This is a genomic window from Streptomyces sp. HNM0575 (assembly GCF_012726265.1).
Classification (GTDB): domain Bacteria; phylum Actinomycetota; class Actinomycetes; order Streptomycetales; family Streptomycetaceae; genus Streptomyces.
Window position 1 is genome coordinate 193,004 of record NZ_JAASAG010000004.1, and the last position, 13,603, is coordinate 206,606.

Annotated in this window: 14 protein-coding genes; 5 read left to right on the forward strand and 9 right to left on the reverse strand. The window is 71.6% G+C overall.

The window, feature by feature from the left end:
• The first annotated feature begins 412 nt into the window (after positions 1-412).
• Entirely contained in the window at positions 413-1,246 is an 834-nt protein-coding gene (locus HCC61_RS12120; RefSeq protein ID WP_169135393.1) for a PIG-L family deacetylase, read from the forward strand.
• Positions 1,247-1,320: 74 nt separating this feature from the next.
• Here HCC61_RS12120 and HCC61_RS12125 read toward each other — a convergent pair whose 3' ends face one another.
• The 5 genes from HCC61_RS12125 to HCC61_RS12145 all read right to left on the reverse strand — a co-directional run bounded on the left by HCC61_RS12125 (position 1,321) and on the right by HCC61_RS12145 (position 5,397).
• Entirely contained in the window at positions 1,321-1,524 is a 204-nt protein-coding gene (locus tag HCC61_RS12125) for a hypothetical protein (protein WP_169135394.1), read from the reverse strand.
• Between the two features lie 142 nt (positions 1,525-1,666).
• Positions 1,667-2,737 carry a LacI family DNA-binding transcriptional regulator gene (locus tag HCC61_RS12130; RefSeq protein ID WP_169135395.1) on the reverse strand — a complete coding sequence of 357 codons (1,071 nt, stop codon included), beginning with the start codon at positions 2,735-2,737 and terminating at the stop codon, positions 1,667-1,669.
• A gap of 212 nt (positions 2,738-2,949) precedes the next feature.
• Positions 2,950-3,399 (reverse strand): SRPBCC family protein, encoded by a 450-nt coding sequence (locus HCC61_RS12135; protein WP_169135396.1) that lies wholly within the window; start codon positions 3,397-3,399, stop codon positions 2,950-2,952.
• Positions 3,400-3,489: 90 nt separating this feature from the next.
• Positions 3,490-4,026: a DNA starvation/stationary phase protection protein gene (locus HCC61_RS12140; RefSeq protein WP_169135680.1), complete on the reverse strand. Its 537-nt coding sequence runs from the start codon at positions 4,024-4,026 to the stop codon at positions 3,490-3,492.
• Between the two features lie 213 nt (positions 4,027-4,239).
• Positions 4,240-5,397 (reverse strand): polyprenyl synthetase family protein, encoded by a 1,158-nt coding sequence (locus tag HCC61_RS12145; protein ID WP_169135397.1) that lies wholly within the window; start codon positions 5,395-5,397, stop codon positions 4,240-4,242.
• A 484-nt stretch (positions 5,398-5,881) separates the two neighbouring features.
• Between HCC61_RS12145 and HCC61_RS12150 the strand changes: the two genes are divergently transcribed.
• Both HCC61_RS12150 and HCC61_RS12155 read left to right on the forward strand, forming a co-directional pair.
• A complete protein-coding gene (locus tag HCC61_RS12150) occupies positions 5,882-6,226 on the forward strand; it encodes a DUF3140 domain-containing protein (RefSeq protein WP_169135398.1) in 345 nt (114 codons plus the stop codon).
• Between the two features lie 186 nt (positions 6,227-6,412).
• On the forward strand, positions 6,413-7,948 hold the full coding sequence (locus HCC61_RS12155; RefSeq protein ID WP_169135399.1) for an ATP-dependent DNA ligase: 1,536 nt from the start codon (positions 6,413-6,415) through the stop codon (positions 7,946-7,948).
• 173 nt (positions 7,949-8,121) lie between these two features.
• On the opposite strand, the gene HCC61_RS12160 is transcribed toward HCC61_RS12155, so the two are convergent.
• On the reverse strand, positions 8,122-9,174 hold the full coding sequence (locus HCC61_RS12160; protein WP_169135400.1) for a phosphatidylinositol-specific phospholipase C domain-containing protein: 1,053 nt from the start codon (positions 9,172-9,174) through the stop codon (positions 8,122-8,124).
• 259 nt (positions 9,175-9,433) lie between these two features.
• Positions 9,434-9,700, reverse strand: coding sequence for a GlsB/YeaQ/YmgE family stress response membrane protein (locus tag HCC61_RS12165; protein WP_169135401.1), 267 nt, complete (start codon positions 9,698-9,700; stop codon positions 9,434-9,436).
• A 181-nt stretch (positions 9,701-9,881) separates the two neighbouring features.
• Here HCC61_RS12165 and HCC61_RS12170 point away from each other — a divergent pair, with 181 nt between their 5' ends.
• The gene (locus tag HCC61_RS12170; RefSeq protein WP_169135402.1) at positions 9,882-10,541 is read left to right on the forward strand and encodes an alpha-ketoglutarate-dependent dioxygenase AlkB; all 660 of its coding nucleotides are present in this window, start codon (positions 9,882-9,884) and stop codon (positions 10,539-10,541) included.
• Between the two features lie 151 nt (positions 10,542-10,692).
• Entirely contained in the window at positions 10,693-10,923 is a 231-nt protein-coding gene (locus HCC61_RS12175; RefSeq protein ID WP_169135403.1) for a DUF6480 family protein, read from the forward strand.
• Between the two features lie 848 nt (positions 10,924-11,771).
• On the opposite strand, the gene gndA is transcribed toward HCC61_RS12175, so the two are convergent.
• Together gndA and HCC61_RS30665 are read right to left on the reverse strand one after the other, a co-directional pair.
• The gene (gndA, locus tag HCC61_RS12180) at positions 11,772-13,217 is read right to left on the reverse strand and encodes an NADP-dependent phosphogluconate dehydrogenase (protein ID WP_169135404.1); all 1,446 of its coding nucleotides are present in this window, start codon (positions 13,215-13,217) and stop codon (positions 11,772-11,774) included.
• Between the two features lie 153 nt (positions 13,218-13,370).
• Entirely contained in the window at positions 13,371-13,538 is a 168-nt protein-coding gene (locus tag HCC61_RS30665; RefSeq protein WP_240968928.1) for a hypothetical protein, read from the reverse strand.
• Between the last annotated feature and the right edge of the window lie 65 nt (positions 13,539-13,603).

The following is a 13,603-nucleotide window of genomic DNA, read 5'->3' on the forward strand; positions in this document are numbered from 1 at the left end:
TCTCCTTCGTCCACGGCGCAGTTCAGCAGCGCGGACACCGTAACAGCGTTTCGTATCGCGCATCAATCGTTTCACTCAGTGGCACGCATGGTGAGGGCACACAACAGGCGGCCGGGCGAGAGCGCCGTGCAGTGCAGTGCCGGACGGGAGCCGGATCCGATGTGGCGCCGAGAGGTGCAGGCGGCGCCTATACCTTGTTCGCGTTGGAACACCGATGTCTGGAAGGCCGGGCGGCCAAGCCGGGAACAGCCGGTCCGGTCCTCGCGGTTGCATCGACCGAGGGCCGACGCCGCACCAGCAGCGAACACGGAGGCCACGAGGTCGTCCGCCCCACCGGGATCCCGGCCCCGGGATCGCGCTACGCCCGCCGCTGTTCACCAGGACCAAGCTGATTTCCCAGGAGGACTGTCCAATGACCGACCGGCCCTTGACGCTCATGGCAGTGCACGCCCACCCCGACGACGAGGCCACCGGGACCGGAGGGATCCTCGCGCGATACGCGGCGGAAGGCATCCGCACGGTTCTCGTGACGTGTACCGACGGCGGTTGCGGTGACGGACCGGGAGGCGTCAAGCCGGGCGATCCCGGGCACGATCCTGCGGCCGTCGTCCTGATGCGCCGTCAGGAACTCGAGGCGAGCTGCGAGGTCCTGAAGGTCAGCGATCTGGAGATGCTGGAGTACGCCGACTCCGGGATGACGGGCTGGCCGAGCAACGACGCCCCCGGATCCTTCTGGCAGACCCCCGTGGAGGAAGCGGCCGCCCGGCTCGCGGAGCTCATGGAGCACTACCGGCCCGATGTGGTCGTCACCTACGACGAGAACGGCTTCTACGGCCACCCCGACCACATCCAGGCCCACCGCATCACGATGGCGGCGCTGGAGATGACCGCGCTGACGCCGAAGACGTACTGGACGATGGTGCCGCGCTCGATGATGCGGCAGTTCGGGGAGACCATGCGCGAGTTCGGCGAGGACATGCCGGAGCCGGATCCCGCCGAGGCCGCCGCGCTGGCCGAGATCGGCCTCCCCGACGACGAGATCACCACGTGGGTGGACACCACCGCATTCAGCAGCCAGAAGTTCGATGCGCTGGCCGCGCACGCCAGTCAGGGCGAGAACATCTTCTTCCTCAGGATGGGCAAGGAGAGGTTCGGCGAGTTGATGGGCATGGAGACCTTCCTACGCGTCAAGGACGCCACCGGCGCAGCCGTACCGGAGGACGATCTCTTCGCAGGACTCCGCTGATCCGCCCTCCGGCCCCTCAGGGAGGGCCGCAGCCCGGGATCGGCCCCGCGTCCGACCCGGGCCCGCCCCGCGGGCTACTGCGGGTGCGGCCGCAGCGCGGGGTCGACGCAGCGGGACGGTTCGAGACGGTCCGCGAGAGTGCGCAGCACCGACGCGAGCCGCTGCCGCGACCGCCGGACCTTCGGCGGCTTGTCGGGGACCTGGGGCGCGCCGGGCAGGGCGGAGTGTGCGAGGTTGCGCGTCGCGTCGGCGACGAGGGGGCCTTCGATCGGGAACATGCCGTCTCCTTCGGAGCTGATGGATTTCGGGTGCGGTGCGTCGTCGGTGCGGTGCGTTTTCGGTGCGATGGATCTCGCTGCCGTGCGTTGTCGCTGCCGTGCGTTTTCGGTGCGGTGCGTCGGTGTCAGTGGTGCGTCGGTGTCAGTGGGGTACGGGCCCGGTGGTGGCCCGTACGACCAGTTCGGTCGGCAGCTCTATGTGCGGCGTCTTCCCCTCCTCCGGGGGCTGGAGGATCAGCCGGCCGGCGATGCGGCCCTTCTCGCCCATCGGCTGCCGCACCGTCGTGAGGCGCGCTCGCTCTGCTTCCGGCACGTCGTCGAAACCGGCGACCGAGATGTCGCGGCCGACGGCAAGACCCCGTTGTTCGCATGCGTCGAGGACGCCGAGGGCCAGCACGTCACCGATCGCGAGCACCGCCGTGGGACGGTCGGCGACGTCCAGGAAGTGAGCGGACGCGGCGGCCGCCGCGGAGCGGGAGTTGCGGCCGGCGGCGACGACGCGGACGCTGCGCCAGTCGACTCCGACCTCTTCGAGGGCGTCCCGGTACCCGGTGAGACGTCCGCGCAAGTCCGAGCAGTCGGTGGCGAGTTGCTCCTCCACGCTCGCCGGGCCCGACATCCCCGGACCGGATACGTGGTCGACCATCACTGCGACGCGGCGGTGGCCGAGCCGGGCGATGTGCTCACCCGCGAGGCGTGCCGAGGCCCGCTCGTCGATGCCCACGTACGGGATCCCCGGATCGTCGCTCTCGTCCGTCGTCACCAGCGGAAGGCCCCGCGCCCTGATCAGCTCCTTCGCGGGATGGCCGACGGGCACGCAGTAGAGGCAGAAGCCGTCCACCACCGCGTCGCGCACGGCCGTCTCCGAACCGCCCGTACCGGGCGGCATGGGGATCAGCAGGAGGCCGGTGCCGGACTCCTCGGCGACCTCGGCGACACCGCGCAGGAAGCCCACGGAGTAGGGATCGGCGAAGGCGTAGGAGAGCGTCTCGGTGAAGACCAGGCCGATCGCCCCCGCCCTCCCGCGCCGCAGCGACCGCGCCGCAGCGTCCGGGCCCGGGTATCCGAGGCGTCGCGCGGCCTCGAAGATCCGCTCACGCAAAGCCTTGTTGAGCTGGTCCGGACGGCCGTAGGCGTTGGAGACCGTGGTACGTGACACCCCGACCTCGTCGGCGACGGTCTGAAGCGTCGCCTTCTTCGCTCGCGAGTCCATGGCCCCCACCGCGTTCGTATCCGTTGCGTGCCGACCGTGTGCAGCCGGTTTCTGTATCGATTAAGTCTGTATCGATACAGTACGAAGCCGCGAGAGCGCCTGTCCAACTCTTTTTTCCGCCTTGGGTCTTTCAGCCGCGGGTCTTCAGCCGCGGGCCTGCCCGGGCCTGCCGCGGTGCTCTGCTGACGCTCCTCCGCCGGGAGCGCCCACGCTCAAGAGGCTTCTTCGACGGCCTGCTTGATGCGGCGGCCGAAATCCTCCGCGTCCTTGCGCGCCGCGGAGAGCGCGGCGCCCGCCATCACCTTGCCGACGCCGTGTCCGGTCAGCGAGTTGAACAGCCGCACCCGCGTGGCACCTTCACCGTCGGGCTCCAGGTCGTAACCGCCCTCCTCGACGGTCACCAGGTTCTGCGACGTCTCGGTCCAGCGGATCCTCGTGGGCGGTTCGAACCCGGTGATGCGGAACTCCCGGCGGGTGCGCACCCCCGAGTCCTTGACCGTGCTCCTGTAGACGGTGCCGACTCCGACCGGGCCGTCGGTCGCCTTGGTCATCTCCTGCACCCGCGGGCTGAACCGCGGATCGTTCTCACCGTCGGCGAGGAAGGCGAAGACCTCCTCGACCGGGCGGTCGATCCGGGTCGTCACCTCGAACTGTCCGGCCATCGTCGCTCCCCTGGCCCCTCAACGGATCCCTCAACGGACCGCTTGCTGAACGGACTTCGCCATCGCACCGCTGCGTTCCGGCGCCGCCGCTCAGGGCTGCTTGCGTGCCTGCTTGCCCGCTCTGCTCGCCGCCTCCTGCTCGGAACCGGCGCTGGCGGTGCTCAGCGAGCCCCCGGCGCTCTCGAGATGCGCGCGTACGAACCACTGGAAGAGCTCCAGGCTCCGCAGCTGCTCGATCAGCATGTCCTGCGTGATCAGGTCGCTCTCGTCGGTGGCCTTCACCGCTTCCCTGTGGTCCTCGATGACGCCGCTGTAGACGAGGTCCAGTGCGCCGAGGTGCTCGATCGACTCGGCACGTCCGATGGCGTAGTCCTCCCACTGCCGCTCCGCCACGAGCACGCCGGGAGTGCCGTGGGGGGAGCCGCCGAGTGTGGAGATGCGCTCGGCCGTCGTGTCGGTCATGTCCCGTACGGAGTCGACCTGGGGGTCGAGCATCTCGTGCACCGCGATGAAGTGCGGGCCGACGACGTTCCAGTGGATGTGCTTGAGGGTCAGGGCGAGATCGTTGAGGGCGTGCAGCCGCATGTTCAGCAGCTGGATGACGTCGCCGCCGGTGCGGGGCGTCATGCCGGGGACCGTGTACTTCGGTTCGGGCGCACTGCTGGGCACGGGTCTCTCCCTCTCCGCATGGACGGTCCGCCCGGTCGGCGGCTTGTTCCCCATGCGACCACCGGTCACCGCGTGGCGCGCGCCGGGAGGGGCGCGCAGTGGCCCATTCGGGAGGCGCGAAGCCACCGCGGCAGCGGAGAGGCCGCGATGCCGGAGAGGCCGCAGCGGGGGTCAGCCCTCCGTCGGTGCGGCGACCTCCCGTACGAGGAAGCTCAGCCGCTGGTCCGCGGGCGGCGCGAGCTCCGCCTGCTCCAGAGCGGTCAGCGCGGAGGCGGTGAGCTGCCCGATGCGTGCCTCGACGGCGGCGACGGCGCCGAGACCGGTCAGGAGGTCCCGGATCTCCTGGAGTTCGCCCGCGCGCAGATCGCGGTTGCCGAGAGCGGCGCGCAACTGCCGTTCCGCTTCGTGCCTGCCGTGTGCGCGGGCCCGTTGCAGCGCGATGGCCACCAGGTACGTCGAGGCGCCGTCGCGGATGTCGTCGCCCGCGGGTTTGCCGGTACGGCCTGCACCACCGAAGACGCCGAGGAGGTCGTCGCGCAGCTGGAAGGCGACGCCGGCGCTGCGGCCCGCGCGGCGCAGCGCGGCGATGAGGTCGGGGTCCGCGCCGGCCATGGCGGCGCCCAGGTGGAGGGGGCGTTCGACGGTGTAGAGGCCGCTCTTGAGGTACGCCACGCGCAGGGACTCCTCGGGGGAGTCGACGCCGGTGCCCTGCCCGTACAGGTCGAGGTACTGGCCCGCGATGGTCTCGGTGCGCATCGCCTGCCAGGCGGGGGCGACGGCCCGTCTTGCCCGGCCGTCCAGCCCGGCGGTCTCGAAGAGGTCGTCGGCCCACACCAGTGCGAGGTCACCGGCGAGGATGGCGGCCGATACGCCGAAGGCGTCGGGGTTGCCGCGCAGTCCGGCGGCGCGGTGCTGGTTGGCGAAGGCGACGTGGGCGGCGGGTGCGCCACGGCGCAGCAGCGATCCGTCCATCAGGTCGTCGTGGATGAGGGCGCAGCCCTGGATCAGCTCCAGCGCCGTGGCGACCTTGAGGGTGGCTTCCGCTCCGGCTCCGCGCGGCTCGCCGCCGCAGCCGCGCCAGCCCCACCACAGGAAGGCGGGGCGCATGCGCTTGCCGCCGCGCAGCACGACGTCGGCGAGGAGGTCGATGACGTCTTCGGCGAACCGGTCGCTGCTGCGGGCGGCCTCTTCGCGGCGGACCGCGAGGTGCCGTGACAGCAGCGCCTCGATGACGGCGGCCGTGTCGTGGTCGGGGTCGATGCCGAGCGTACGGACGTCGCGGACGTCCTGGTTCCCTTCGCGCACATGGGCGCTCGGCCGGCGCTGCATGGCGGCTCCTTCCCCGGAGGTCGGCCCGGCAGCGCTCGTACGCTCGCCACGGCACTCGCGGACAGTGAAGGGATGTCTACGGGGAGTTTTTCAGCCCTGACGACGGGGTGCACCTTCGCGTCCCGGCGTCCGTACGGGAACGATCCCGGCATCCGTACGGGAACGGGCGGGCCCGGCGCGGGGCGGCGAGCGTCCCGGAGGCGGGCATTCACCGCAGGTGGAGGGGCACTCGGCGGGCGAACAGGGACGAAGCAGACGTGAGGCGGTCCCGTATGGCTGCTTCGGGGGCGGGCAGCCGTACGGCGGCGTCCAGGAGGGCCGGCTTCCCGGCCGCGGAGCGCCATGTGGAAGCGCGCGGTGCTCGTGGGGTGCTGGTGCGGTGCTCCCAGGTGCAGGAGGTCCGCCGGGCGCGGCCCGCCGTTGCGGCTGCTGCTGCCGGTGACTGCGGTCCGCAGGGTCCGCACGGGCGAGAGAGGCGTGCCCCATGAGCGACATGAAGCAGGAATCCCACCGAGAAGAGCTCTTCTCCGACTTCGCCCGTGCGGTGAACATTCCCGCCGGTCAGCTCGAGCACTGGCTGGAGACGGAACGGTCCCACGACGTCGGCCGGCACAAGGGGCAGCGTGAGAGCCACAGCCACGCCGCCGGGCGGCGCATACTGCGGCTGCTGCGCACCCCGAGGAAGGACTTCACTGCGGACGACCTGGTCCACATGCGGAGGGTCATCCACCATGTCGACCGTCAGCTCAGGCACCGCCCGCGGGGCGACGTCAGCGACACCGACTGGCGTTTCGCGCTCATGAACTGGGGACACGACCCGCAGCGCTGAAAGGGACCGCCGGAGGCCGCCCGACCGCCGGAGCGGAGCGCCGGTGACGCCCGACCGCCGGGGACGCCCGACCACCCGGACCGGGACCGGGCCCGCACGCTGGCAGACCGGTACACCGGCACACCGAGAGACCGGCAGGCCGCCGGATCGCGGGACACGGCCCGGCGGCGGAGTGAGGATGGAGCCATGCTGCTGGCCGACATCGCACGGACCTCGCGGGAGATCACGACGGTCCCGGGACGCAAGGAGAAGGTGACCCTCCTCGCACGGCTGTTCCGTGCCGCGTCGCCCGGCGAAGTCCCGGTCGTCGTCACGTACTTGGCGGGACGGCTGCCCCAGCGGCGTACGGGCGTGGGCTTCCGTACGCTCTCGGAGTCCCATCCGCCCGCTGCCGAGGCGCGGTTGACGATCGCCGAGGTGGACGCGGCCCTGGAGGAGATCGCCGCCGTGGGCGGAAAGGGCGCGCAGGCGGAGCGGAAGCGGCTGCTGAAGACGCTGATGTTCGCGGCGACCGTCGAGGAGCAGGACTTCCTCTTCCGGCTGCTCACGGGCGAGTTGAGGCAGGGGGCGCTGGACGCGTTCGCCGTGGAGGGCCTCGCGGAGGCGGTGGGCGTGCCCTCGGCGCAGGTGCGGCGCGCGGTGATGTTCGGCGGTTCGCTGGGCGCGGTGGCGAGCGCGCTGCTTGCCGAAGGCCCGTCCGCGCTGGGCGAGTTCCGGCTCACGACGGGCCGTCCGGTGCTGCCGATGCTGGCGCAGAGCGCGAAGGACGTGCTGGAGGCGGTCGACAAGCTCGGGCCCTGCGTGGTGGAGGAGAAGCTGGACGGGATCCGCGTGCAGGTCCACAAGGACGGCGACAGCGTCGGCGTCTACACGCGCACGCTGGACGACATCACCGAACGGCTGCCGGAACTCTCCGCTCTCGTAGGGGAGTTGGCGGCCGGCCAGGCGGTGCTGGACGGCGAGGTGATCGCCCTGGACGAGCAGCGCAGGCCGCGTCCCTTCCAGGAGGTCTCCCAGCGGGTGGGCTCGCATGTGGACGTGCAGGGCGCACAGGGGGCGCTGCCGGTCACGCCGCGCTTCTTCGACGTACTCTCCGTCGACGGGCGGGACTTGACGGACCTGGACGTGTCGCAGCGCCACGAGGCCCTCGCCCGTGTCGTCCCCGAGTCCCTGCGGGTACGGCGCACGGTGGTGGCGGATCCCGGCTCTGAGGAGGACCGGGGCGCGGCGGAGCGGTTCGCACGTGAGGTGCTGGAGCAGGGCCACGAGGGCGTCATGGTCAAGGCGCTGGACTCGTCGTACAGCGCGGGGCGGCGCGGTGCGTCCTGGCTGAAGGTGAAGCCGGTCTTCACGCTCGATCTGGTGGTGCTGGCCGCGGAGTGGGGCCACGGGCGGCGCACGGGACGGCTGTCGAATCTGCATCTGGGAGCCCGGCGGCCGGACGGCTCGTTCGCGATGCTCGGCAAGACCTTCAAGGGGCTCACGGACGAGATGCTGGCGTGGCAGACGGAGCGGCTGCGCGGCATCGCGGAGCGCGAGCATCCCTGGGGTGTGACGGTACGGCCCGAACTGGTCGCGGAGATCGCCGTCGACGGCCTCCAGCGCTCCACGCGCTATCCGGCGGGCGTGACGCTGCGCTTCGCCCGGGTGGTGCGCTACCGGCCGGACAAGTCCGCGGCCGAGGCGGACACGGTCGACGACGTCCTCGCGCTCCGCCGCTGAGGGGGGCGGACGCGAGGACGGCGCGGTACGGGGAGCGGGGAGCCCCGCCCGGGACTTCGGGCGAACTCCCCGACTACCCGACTCCCGGAGTTCCGGGGCCCGTTGAGACCGGCGGCCGGGATTCGCCCCGGTGCTCCGCCGGCTCGGGGTGCGGTGCGTGCTCAGCCAGGTGCTCAGCCTCGCGGCACCACCATCGAGAGCACCTTCGGCAGCGGATACCAGTCGGAGGTGGCGAAACTGGCGTGTGCCGCGGCGAGTTGGGTGACGCGGTCGCGGGCCGCCTGCTCGCCCGGGTCGGTGCCGTCGATCTCGGGGGCGACCTTGTGCGCGTCGGTCATCACGGTGAGATAGCCGTGCTGCTGGTACCACGCCGTGTCGATGCCGTCGCCGGTGAAGGTGGACGCGTCGCCGTCGAACACGACGAACCAGGGCCGCAGTTCCTCGTCGTAACGCTCCGTGCGTGGGTCGCCCTTCTCTGCGCCGTGCACCGCGGGGAAGGCACCGGCCTCGCTGAGCGCGCCCTTGCCCGCGAGGTCCTTGAGGTGGGTGGCGTACTCCTCGTCCGTCCACAGGTCGTCTGCCGGATTGTCCTCTTCGACGGTTCCCGGGATGAGTTCGAAGAGGAACTTGCCCGCCATCGCGTCCCTGCTGGGCCAGCCGGTGCTGCCCACGGCCTCGTCGAGGTCGGCGTGGTCCCCGGTGACGTCCGAGGGACGCAGGAGCGCGTCGCCGAGCTTCTCACCGAGCAGCGTGTCGAGTTCGTCGGGCCCGCGGTCGGCCTTGTCGTAGAAGCCGTCCTTCATCTCGACCTTGATGAGCACGGGCGGGTGACCGGGGTGCGCGTCGTGCCAGGCACGCATGTCGGCGAGGCAGCCGTCGAGGCTCTGATCGCGTTCCTTCGTGCGCAGTTCGTCCGCCGACGCGGCGTTCTCGCAGTTGTTGTCGTTGCCGGTGGGGTTGCTGTGCGAGACGCGCCAGCCCTTGCCTATGACATTGGTCCACACGTCGAGTTCGAGGAGGGAGGCGCCCGAGTCGAGGGCGTCGGCGAAGTACTCGTATTTGTCCTGCTCGTAGGCGTTGTGCACGCCTACGGACGTGGTGTCGCCGTACGAAAGGGCGGCGGCCTCTGCCGGGCCTGCCTGTGCGGTGAGGGGAAGGGCGATCGCGGTGGCGGCGGAGACCAGCACGGCCGTCGACACGGCCAGGGCGAGGCGGGATCTGCTCATGGGCTGATTCCTTGGTGATGTGGGGGGCCAAGTGGCAATCAGCGTAGAGGGGTTCGCGTGCGCCGGAAACGGGGCCGGGCGAATGTGCGCAGTAAGAGGCGGGTGCGAGCCCGGCGCGGTGGCCGGAATACGAGCCTGATCGAGCGAGATCGTGCGATGACGCAAATCGTGCGATGACGTACGAGGGCCCCTTGCCGGCGGTCGTTCCGGCAAGGGGCCCTGAAACTGCGCGAGTCGGTCCCGCGCTCGTGCGTGCCGTTCAGCGGCGGCGGCGTTTCGACCGGTCGAGAGCGGAGACTCCGAGCGCAGCCAGTACCAGCTGGATGAACCACTCGATCCAGTCGACTCCCTTGGTGTCGGCGACGCCGAAGTACGTGGCGATGGCCGAGCCTATGAGAGCCGCCACGATGCCCACCCCGACGGTCAGGAGAAGGCCGACGCGCTGCCGTCCGGGCACGATCAGGCGCCCCAGTACGCCGATGACGATCCCGATCACGATGGCGCTGATGATCCCTGAGATCTCCATGATCTCCCCTTCTCGCTCGTCTGTTCCCTCCTTGTGCCCGCTTCGCGGGTCCGCACTCGGCCCTTTCCGCTCCGGCCGTCGCGGCTGCCCTGCTGCTCGGCGTCCGGTTCCCGCCGGGCCGTGCCGAAGGGGGCTGCGAGACTGTCCCGTTGAGGGGTTGAAGAAGGGAGGCGATGACGAGATGGACGCCCTCGTTCCCGTTCCCCCGTCGCGCCCCGCTCCCGGTGCGGTGCATCTGCCGGGGTGGCTCGGCCTGGAGGAGCAGCGCCGACTGGTCTCAGCGTGCCGCCGGTGGGCGACCGGTCCCGTGCCGCTGCGGCATACGAGGCTGCCGAGCGGTGGCGTGATGTCGGTGCGGACGGTGTGCCTGGGGTGGCACTGGCGGCCGTACCGCTACAGCCGTACCGCCGACGATGTGAACGGGCACCGCGTCGCCGCCCTGCCCGAGTGGCTCGCCGAGACCGGACGCCGGGCGCTGGCCGACGCGTACGGAGAGAGCGCGGAGACCCGGGAGTACGTTCCGGACACGGCGCTGATCAACTTCTACGACGCCCATGCCCGCATGGGCATGCACCAGGACAAGGACGAGCGGTCCGCGGCGCCGGTCGTCTCGCTGAGCATCGGGGACAGCTGCGTCTTCCGCTTCGGCAACACCGAGTCGCGTGGCCGCCCGTACACGGACATCGAGCTGGGCTCGGGGGACCTGTTCGTCTTCGGCGGGCCGTCGCGCTTCGCGTACCACGGCGTCACGAAGGTCTTCCCGGGGACGGGCGACGCGGCGACGGGCATGGCCTCGGGAAGGCTGAACCTCACCCTCCGGGTCACCGGTCTCACGGACTGAAGCGGCTGCACGCGGGCGGCGTGCTGTACGCGGGCGGCGTGGCGGCCGAGGGCGTACGACCGGGCCCGAACCAGCCGCCCTCGGACCGCCGGGCGCGACCACATATGACGCGATCACGTATAAGTCGCCCTCCGCTGCCTACCCGGGGGCCATGGACGACAAGTACCCGGATCCGGACGACCCCCGGCACACGCCCGGCCTCGAACCCGGCGGCCAGGTACCGCCCGGCGAGACGCCGCCGGGCGAGGACAGCACGGGCGGCGCGGGCCCCGACGAGCGGCACAACCCGGCGAAGGGCTGGGCGAAGACGCCGGTGATCGTTCTGGCCGTACTCGTCGCCGTCTTCGTCGTCTACTTCCTGGCCTGGGCGCTCGAACTCTAGGGCCGGGCTCCAGGGGCGAACTCCAGGGGCTTGGCCGCACAGCAGCCAGGTCCTGCCCTGAGACGGCCCGGGGACGGCCCGGGCGGGACTTCGCGGACACGCCCCGGGGAAGGCTGACGCCGGGGCGGCTGAGGCCGTCGGCGACAGGCGGGAAGGGGGTTCGCCTGCCCACGCGACGGCCTCAGCTCCGCCCGCCCGGCACGCACCGGCCGCACCGGCGGCTGCCGGGCGTGTGCGGCGGCCTCCGGTTCCGGTCGTCACCGAGGCTCGTTGCCGTGACCCGTCACCGTGGCCGCTGATCTCACGGCGCCTGGCACCGCGACGCCCTCATGCCCGAACTGCCGCTCGTACGGCTCGTACCGCTCGTACCGCTCGCAGCGCCGACTGCCGCACGCCCGCGGCGGCGTCTCACGGCGCGGGCGGCGCCGGCTGCGGTTCCGGCTCGGGCGGTACGGGCTCCGGGCCCGGACCCGGCGGAATCGGATCCGGAGCCGGACCCGGCGGCGGCGCGGGCGGCGGCGCAGGAACGGGATCCGGCGCAGGCCCCGGACCGGGTCCCCCGGGACCGGGCGGCGGGGTGGGCGCCGGAGGCACCGGGTCGGGCCGCCTGCCGGCCGGGAACCTCGCGTCCGACTGCTGTGACATCACAACTCCAGCCTCACGTAGCGCATATCCGTGTGCGGGTTACGGGTGCCCGGTCGGCCCCGGCGCCACTCTTCGGCGCGCCCCTCCCCGGCCCGGCAAAGCCCGTACCCACGCCCGCGCACCCGGCACGGATACGGGGCACGGATACGGGGCGCGGACAAGGGGCGCGGACACGGAGGATGACGCACCGCGCGGCGCGGCGGTCAGTCCGCGGACACCTCGCTGCGGTCTCCGCCCCAGAGCGTGTGGAAGGAGCCCTCGCGGTCGGTGCGCCGGTAGGTGTGCGCACCGAAGAAGTCGCGCTGCGCCTGTGTGAGCGACGCGGGCAGCCGCTCGCTGCGCAGGGCGTCGTACGAGGCGAGAGCCGCCGAGAAGCCGGGCACCGGGATGCCCCGCCCGGCGGCCTCGGCCACCACCGAACGCCAGTCGCCCTGGGCCTCGCCGATCTCCTTGGAGAAGTGGTCGTCGGCCAGCAGGGTCGGCAGATCCGGGCGGGCGGCGAACGCGGCGCGGATACGGTCCAGGAACGCGGCACGGATGATGCACCCCGCGCGCCAGATGGCCGCGACGGCACCGGGGTCGATGTCCCATCCGTACTCGTCACTGCCGCTGCGGATCATGTTCCAGCCCTGCGCGTACGAGGTGATCTTCGAGGCGTACAGCGCCTGTTCGACCTGCTCCGCGAAGCGCTCGGCCTCGCCCGGTCCGAGAGGCTCCACCGCGGGCCCCGGCAGATGGGCGCTGGCGGAGCGCAGGTCCGCGTGCCCGGACAGGGAGCGGGCGAAGACGGCCTCGGCGATCCCGGAGACGGGCACTCCGAGGTCGAGCGCGGTCTGCACCGTCCAGCGTCCGGTGCCCTTCTGCTCGGCCTGGTCGGCGACGACGTCCACGAAGGGGCTGCCGGTCGCGGCGTCGTGGTGGGCGAGGACCTCGGCGGTGATCTCGATCAGGTAGGAGTCGAGACGGCCGGTGTTCCACTCCCGGAAGGTCTCGGCGATACGGGCGGGGCTGTATCCGCAGACGTCGCGCAGCAGGTGGTAGGCCTCGCCGATGAGCTGCATGTCGGCGTACTCGATGCCGTTGTGCACCATCTTCACGAAGTGGCCCGCGCCGTCCGGTCCGACGTGGGTGGTGCAGGGTGTGCCGTCCTCGGCCTTGGCGGCGATGCTCTCCAGGAGCGGACGCAGCGAGTCGTAAGCCTCGGCGGAGCCGCCGGGCATGATGCTCGGGCCGTTCAGCGCCCCTTCCTCGCCGCCGGAGATCCCCGTGCCGACGAAGTAGAGATCGCGCTCGCGCAGGGCCTTCTCCCGGCGGCGGGTGTCGGCGTAGTGGGCGTTGCCGCCGTCGATGATCACGTCGCCGGGCTCCAGCAGCTCCGCGAACTCGTCGATGACGGCGTCGGTGGGCGCACCCGCCTTGACCATGATCACCAGGCGCCGGGGCCGCTCCAGCGCGGCGACGAACTCCTCCGCCGTCTCCGCCGCGACGAAGCTCCCCTCGTGGGAGAAGTCGCGCACCAGGTCGCGGGTACGGGAGACGGTCCGGTTGTGCAGGGCGACGGTGTAGCCGTTGCGTGCGAAGTTGCGGGCAAGGTTGCGGCCCATCACGGCGAGGCCGGTGACGCCGATGTGTGCGCTGGGGCTGCTCATGCTGATGCTCCTGTCGAACGGTCCGGCGGGCGGATTCCGCTTCCCGCTCGGGTCGGTGTTGGAGGGTGTGCCGGGAGGGGGTCTTGGCCGGGCCGGTGCGCGCCGCTGCGTCCCGCGCCGCCCGCGGTGGCCGGTGTCACGCGGCGGCCGGTGTCAGTCGCTGTGGCACGGCAGGGGGAGGGGCAGCCCCGGCAGTCCGTCGAGGCCGACGCCGACGTGCTCCTTCTTCTCGTTCTTCTCGTAGTACGCGGTGAAGAAGACGGGCTGCTTCCCGATGGAGACACGCAGCCGCTCGTCGATGTGCTCGTTGATCTTCCCCATCCCGGCATTGTCGGCCGTGAAAGACGCCGGTGAGCGGCGATTGGCAAAAGGGGCGCAGCCTGCGC

Bases quoted from the DNA above. Each gene is read 5' to 3' on its own strand.
- HCC61_RS12145 (WP_169135397.1), bottom strand. From the start codon at position 5,397: ATGCAGCGCCGGCCGAGCGCCCATGTGCGCGAAGGGAACCAGGACGTC.
- HCC61_RS12135 (WP_169135396.1), bottom strand. From the start codon at position 3,399: ATGGCCGGACAGTTCGAGGTGACGACCCGGATCGACCGCCCGGTCGAG.
- HCC61_RS12170 (WP_169135402.1), top strand. From the start codon at position 9,882: ATGGACGCCCTCGTTCCCGTTCCCCCGTCGCGCCCCGCTCCCGGTGCG.
- HCC61_RS12125 (WP_169135394.1), bottom strand. From the start codon at position 1,524: ATGTTCCCGATCGAAGGCCCCCTCGTCGCCGACGCGACGCGCAACCTC.
- HCC61_RS12140 (WP_169135680.1), bottom strand. From the start codon at position 4,026: ATGACGCCCCGCACCGGCGGCGACGTCATCCAGCTGCTGAACATGCGG.
- HCC61_RS12175 (WP_169135403.1), top strand. From the start codon at position 10,693: ATGGACGACAAGTACCCGGATCCGGACGACCCCCGGCACACGCCCGGC.
- HCC61_RS30665 (WP_240968928.1), bottom strand. From the start codon at position 13,538: ATGGGGAAGATCAACGAGCACATCGACGAGCGGCTGCGTGTCTCCATC.
- HCC61_RS12155 (WP_169135399.1), top strand. From the start codon at position 6,413: ATGCTGCTGGCCGACATCGCACGGACCTCGCGGGAGATCACGACGGTC.
- HCC61_RS12130 (WP_169135395.1), bottom strand. From the start codon at position 2,737: ATGGACTCGCGAGCGAAGAAGGCGACGCTTCAGACCGTCGCCGACGAG.
- HCC61_RS12120 (WP_169135393.1), top strand. From the start codon at position 413: ATGACCGACCGGCCCTTGACGCTCATGGCAGTGCACGCCCACCCCGAC.
- HCC61_RS12150 (WP_169135398.1), top strand. From the start codon at position 5,882: ATGAGCGACATGAAGCAGGAATCCCACCGAGAAGAGCTCTTCTCCGAC.
- HCC61_RS12165 (WP_169135401.1), bottom strand. From the start codon at position 9,700: ATGGAGATCTCAGGGATCATCAGCGCCATCGTGATCGGGATCGTCATC.
- gndA (WP_169135404.1), bottom strand. From the start codon at position 13,217: ATGAGCAGCCCCAGCGCACACATCGGCGTCACCGGCCTCGCCGTGATG.
- HCC61_RS12160 (WP_169135400.1), bottom strand. From the start codon at position 9,174: ATGAGCAGATCCCGCCTCGCCCTGGCCGTGTCGACGGCCGTGCTGGTC.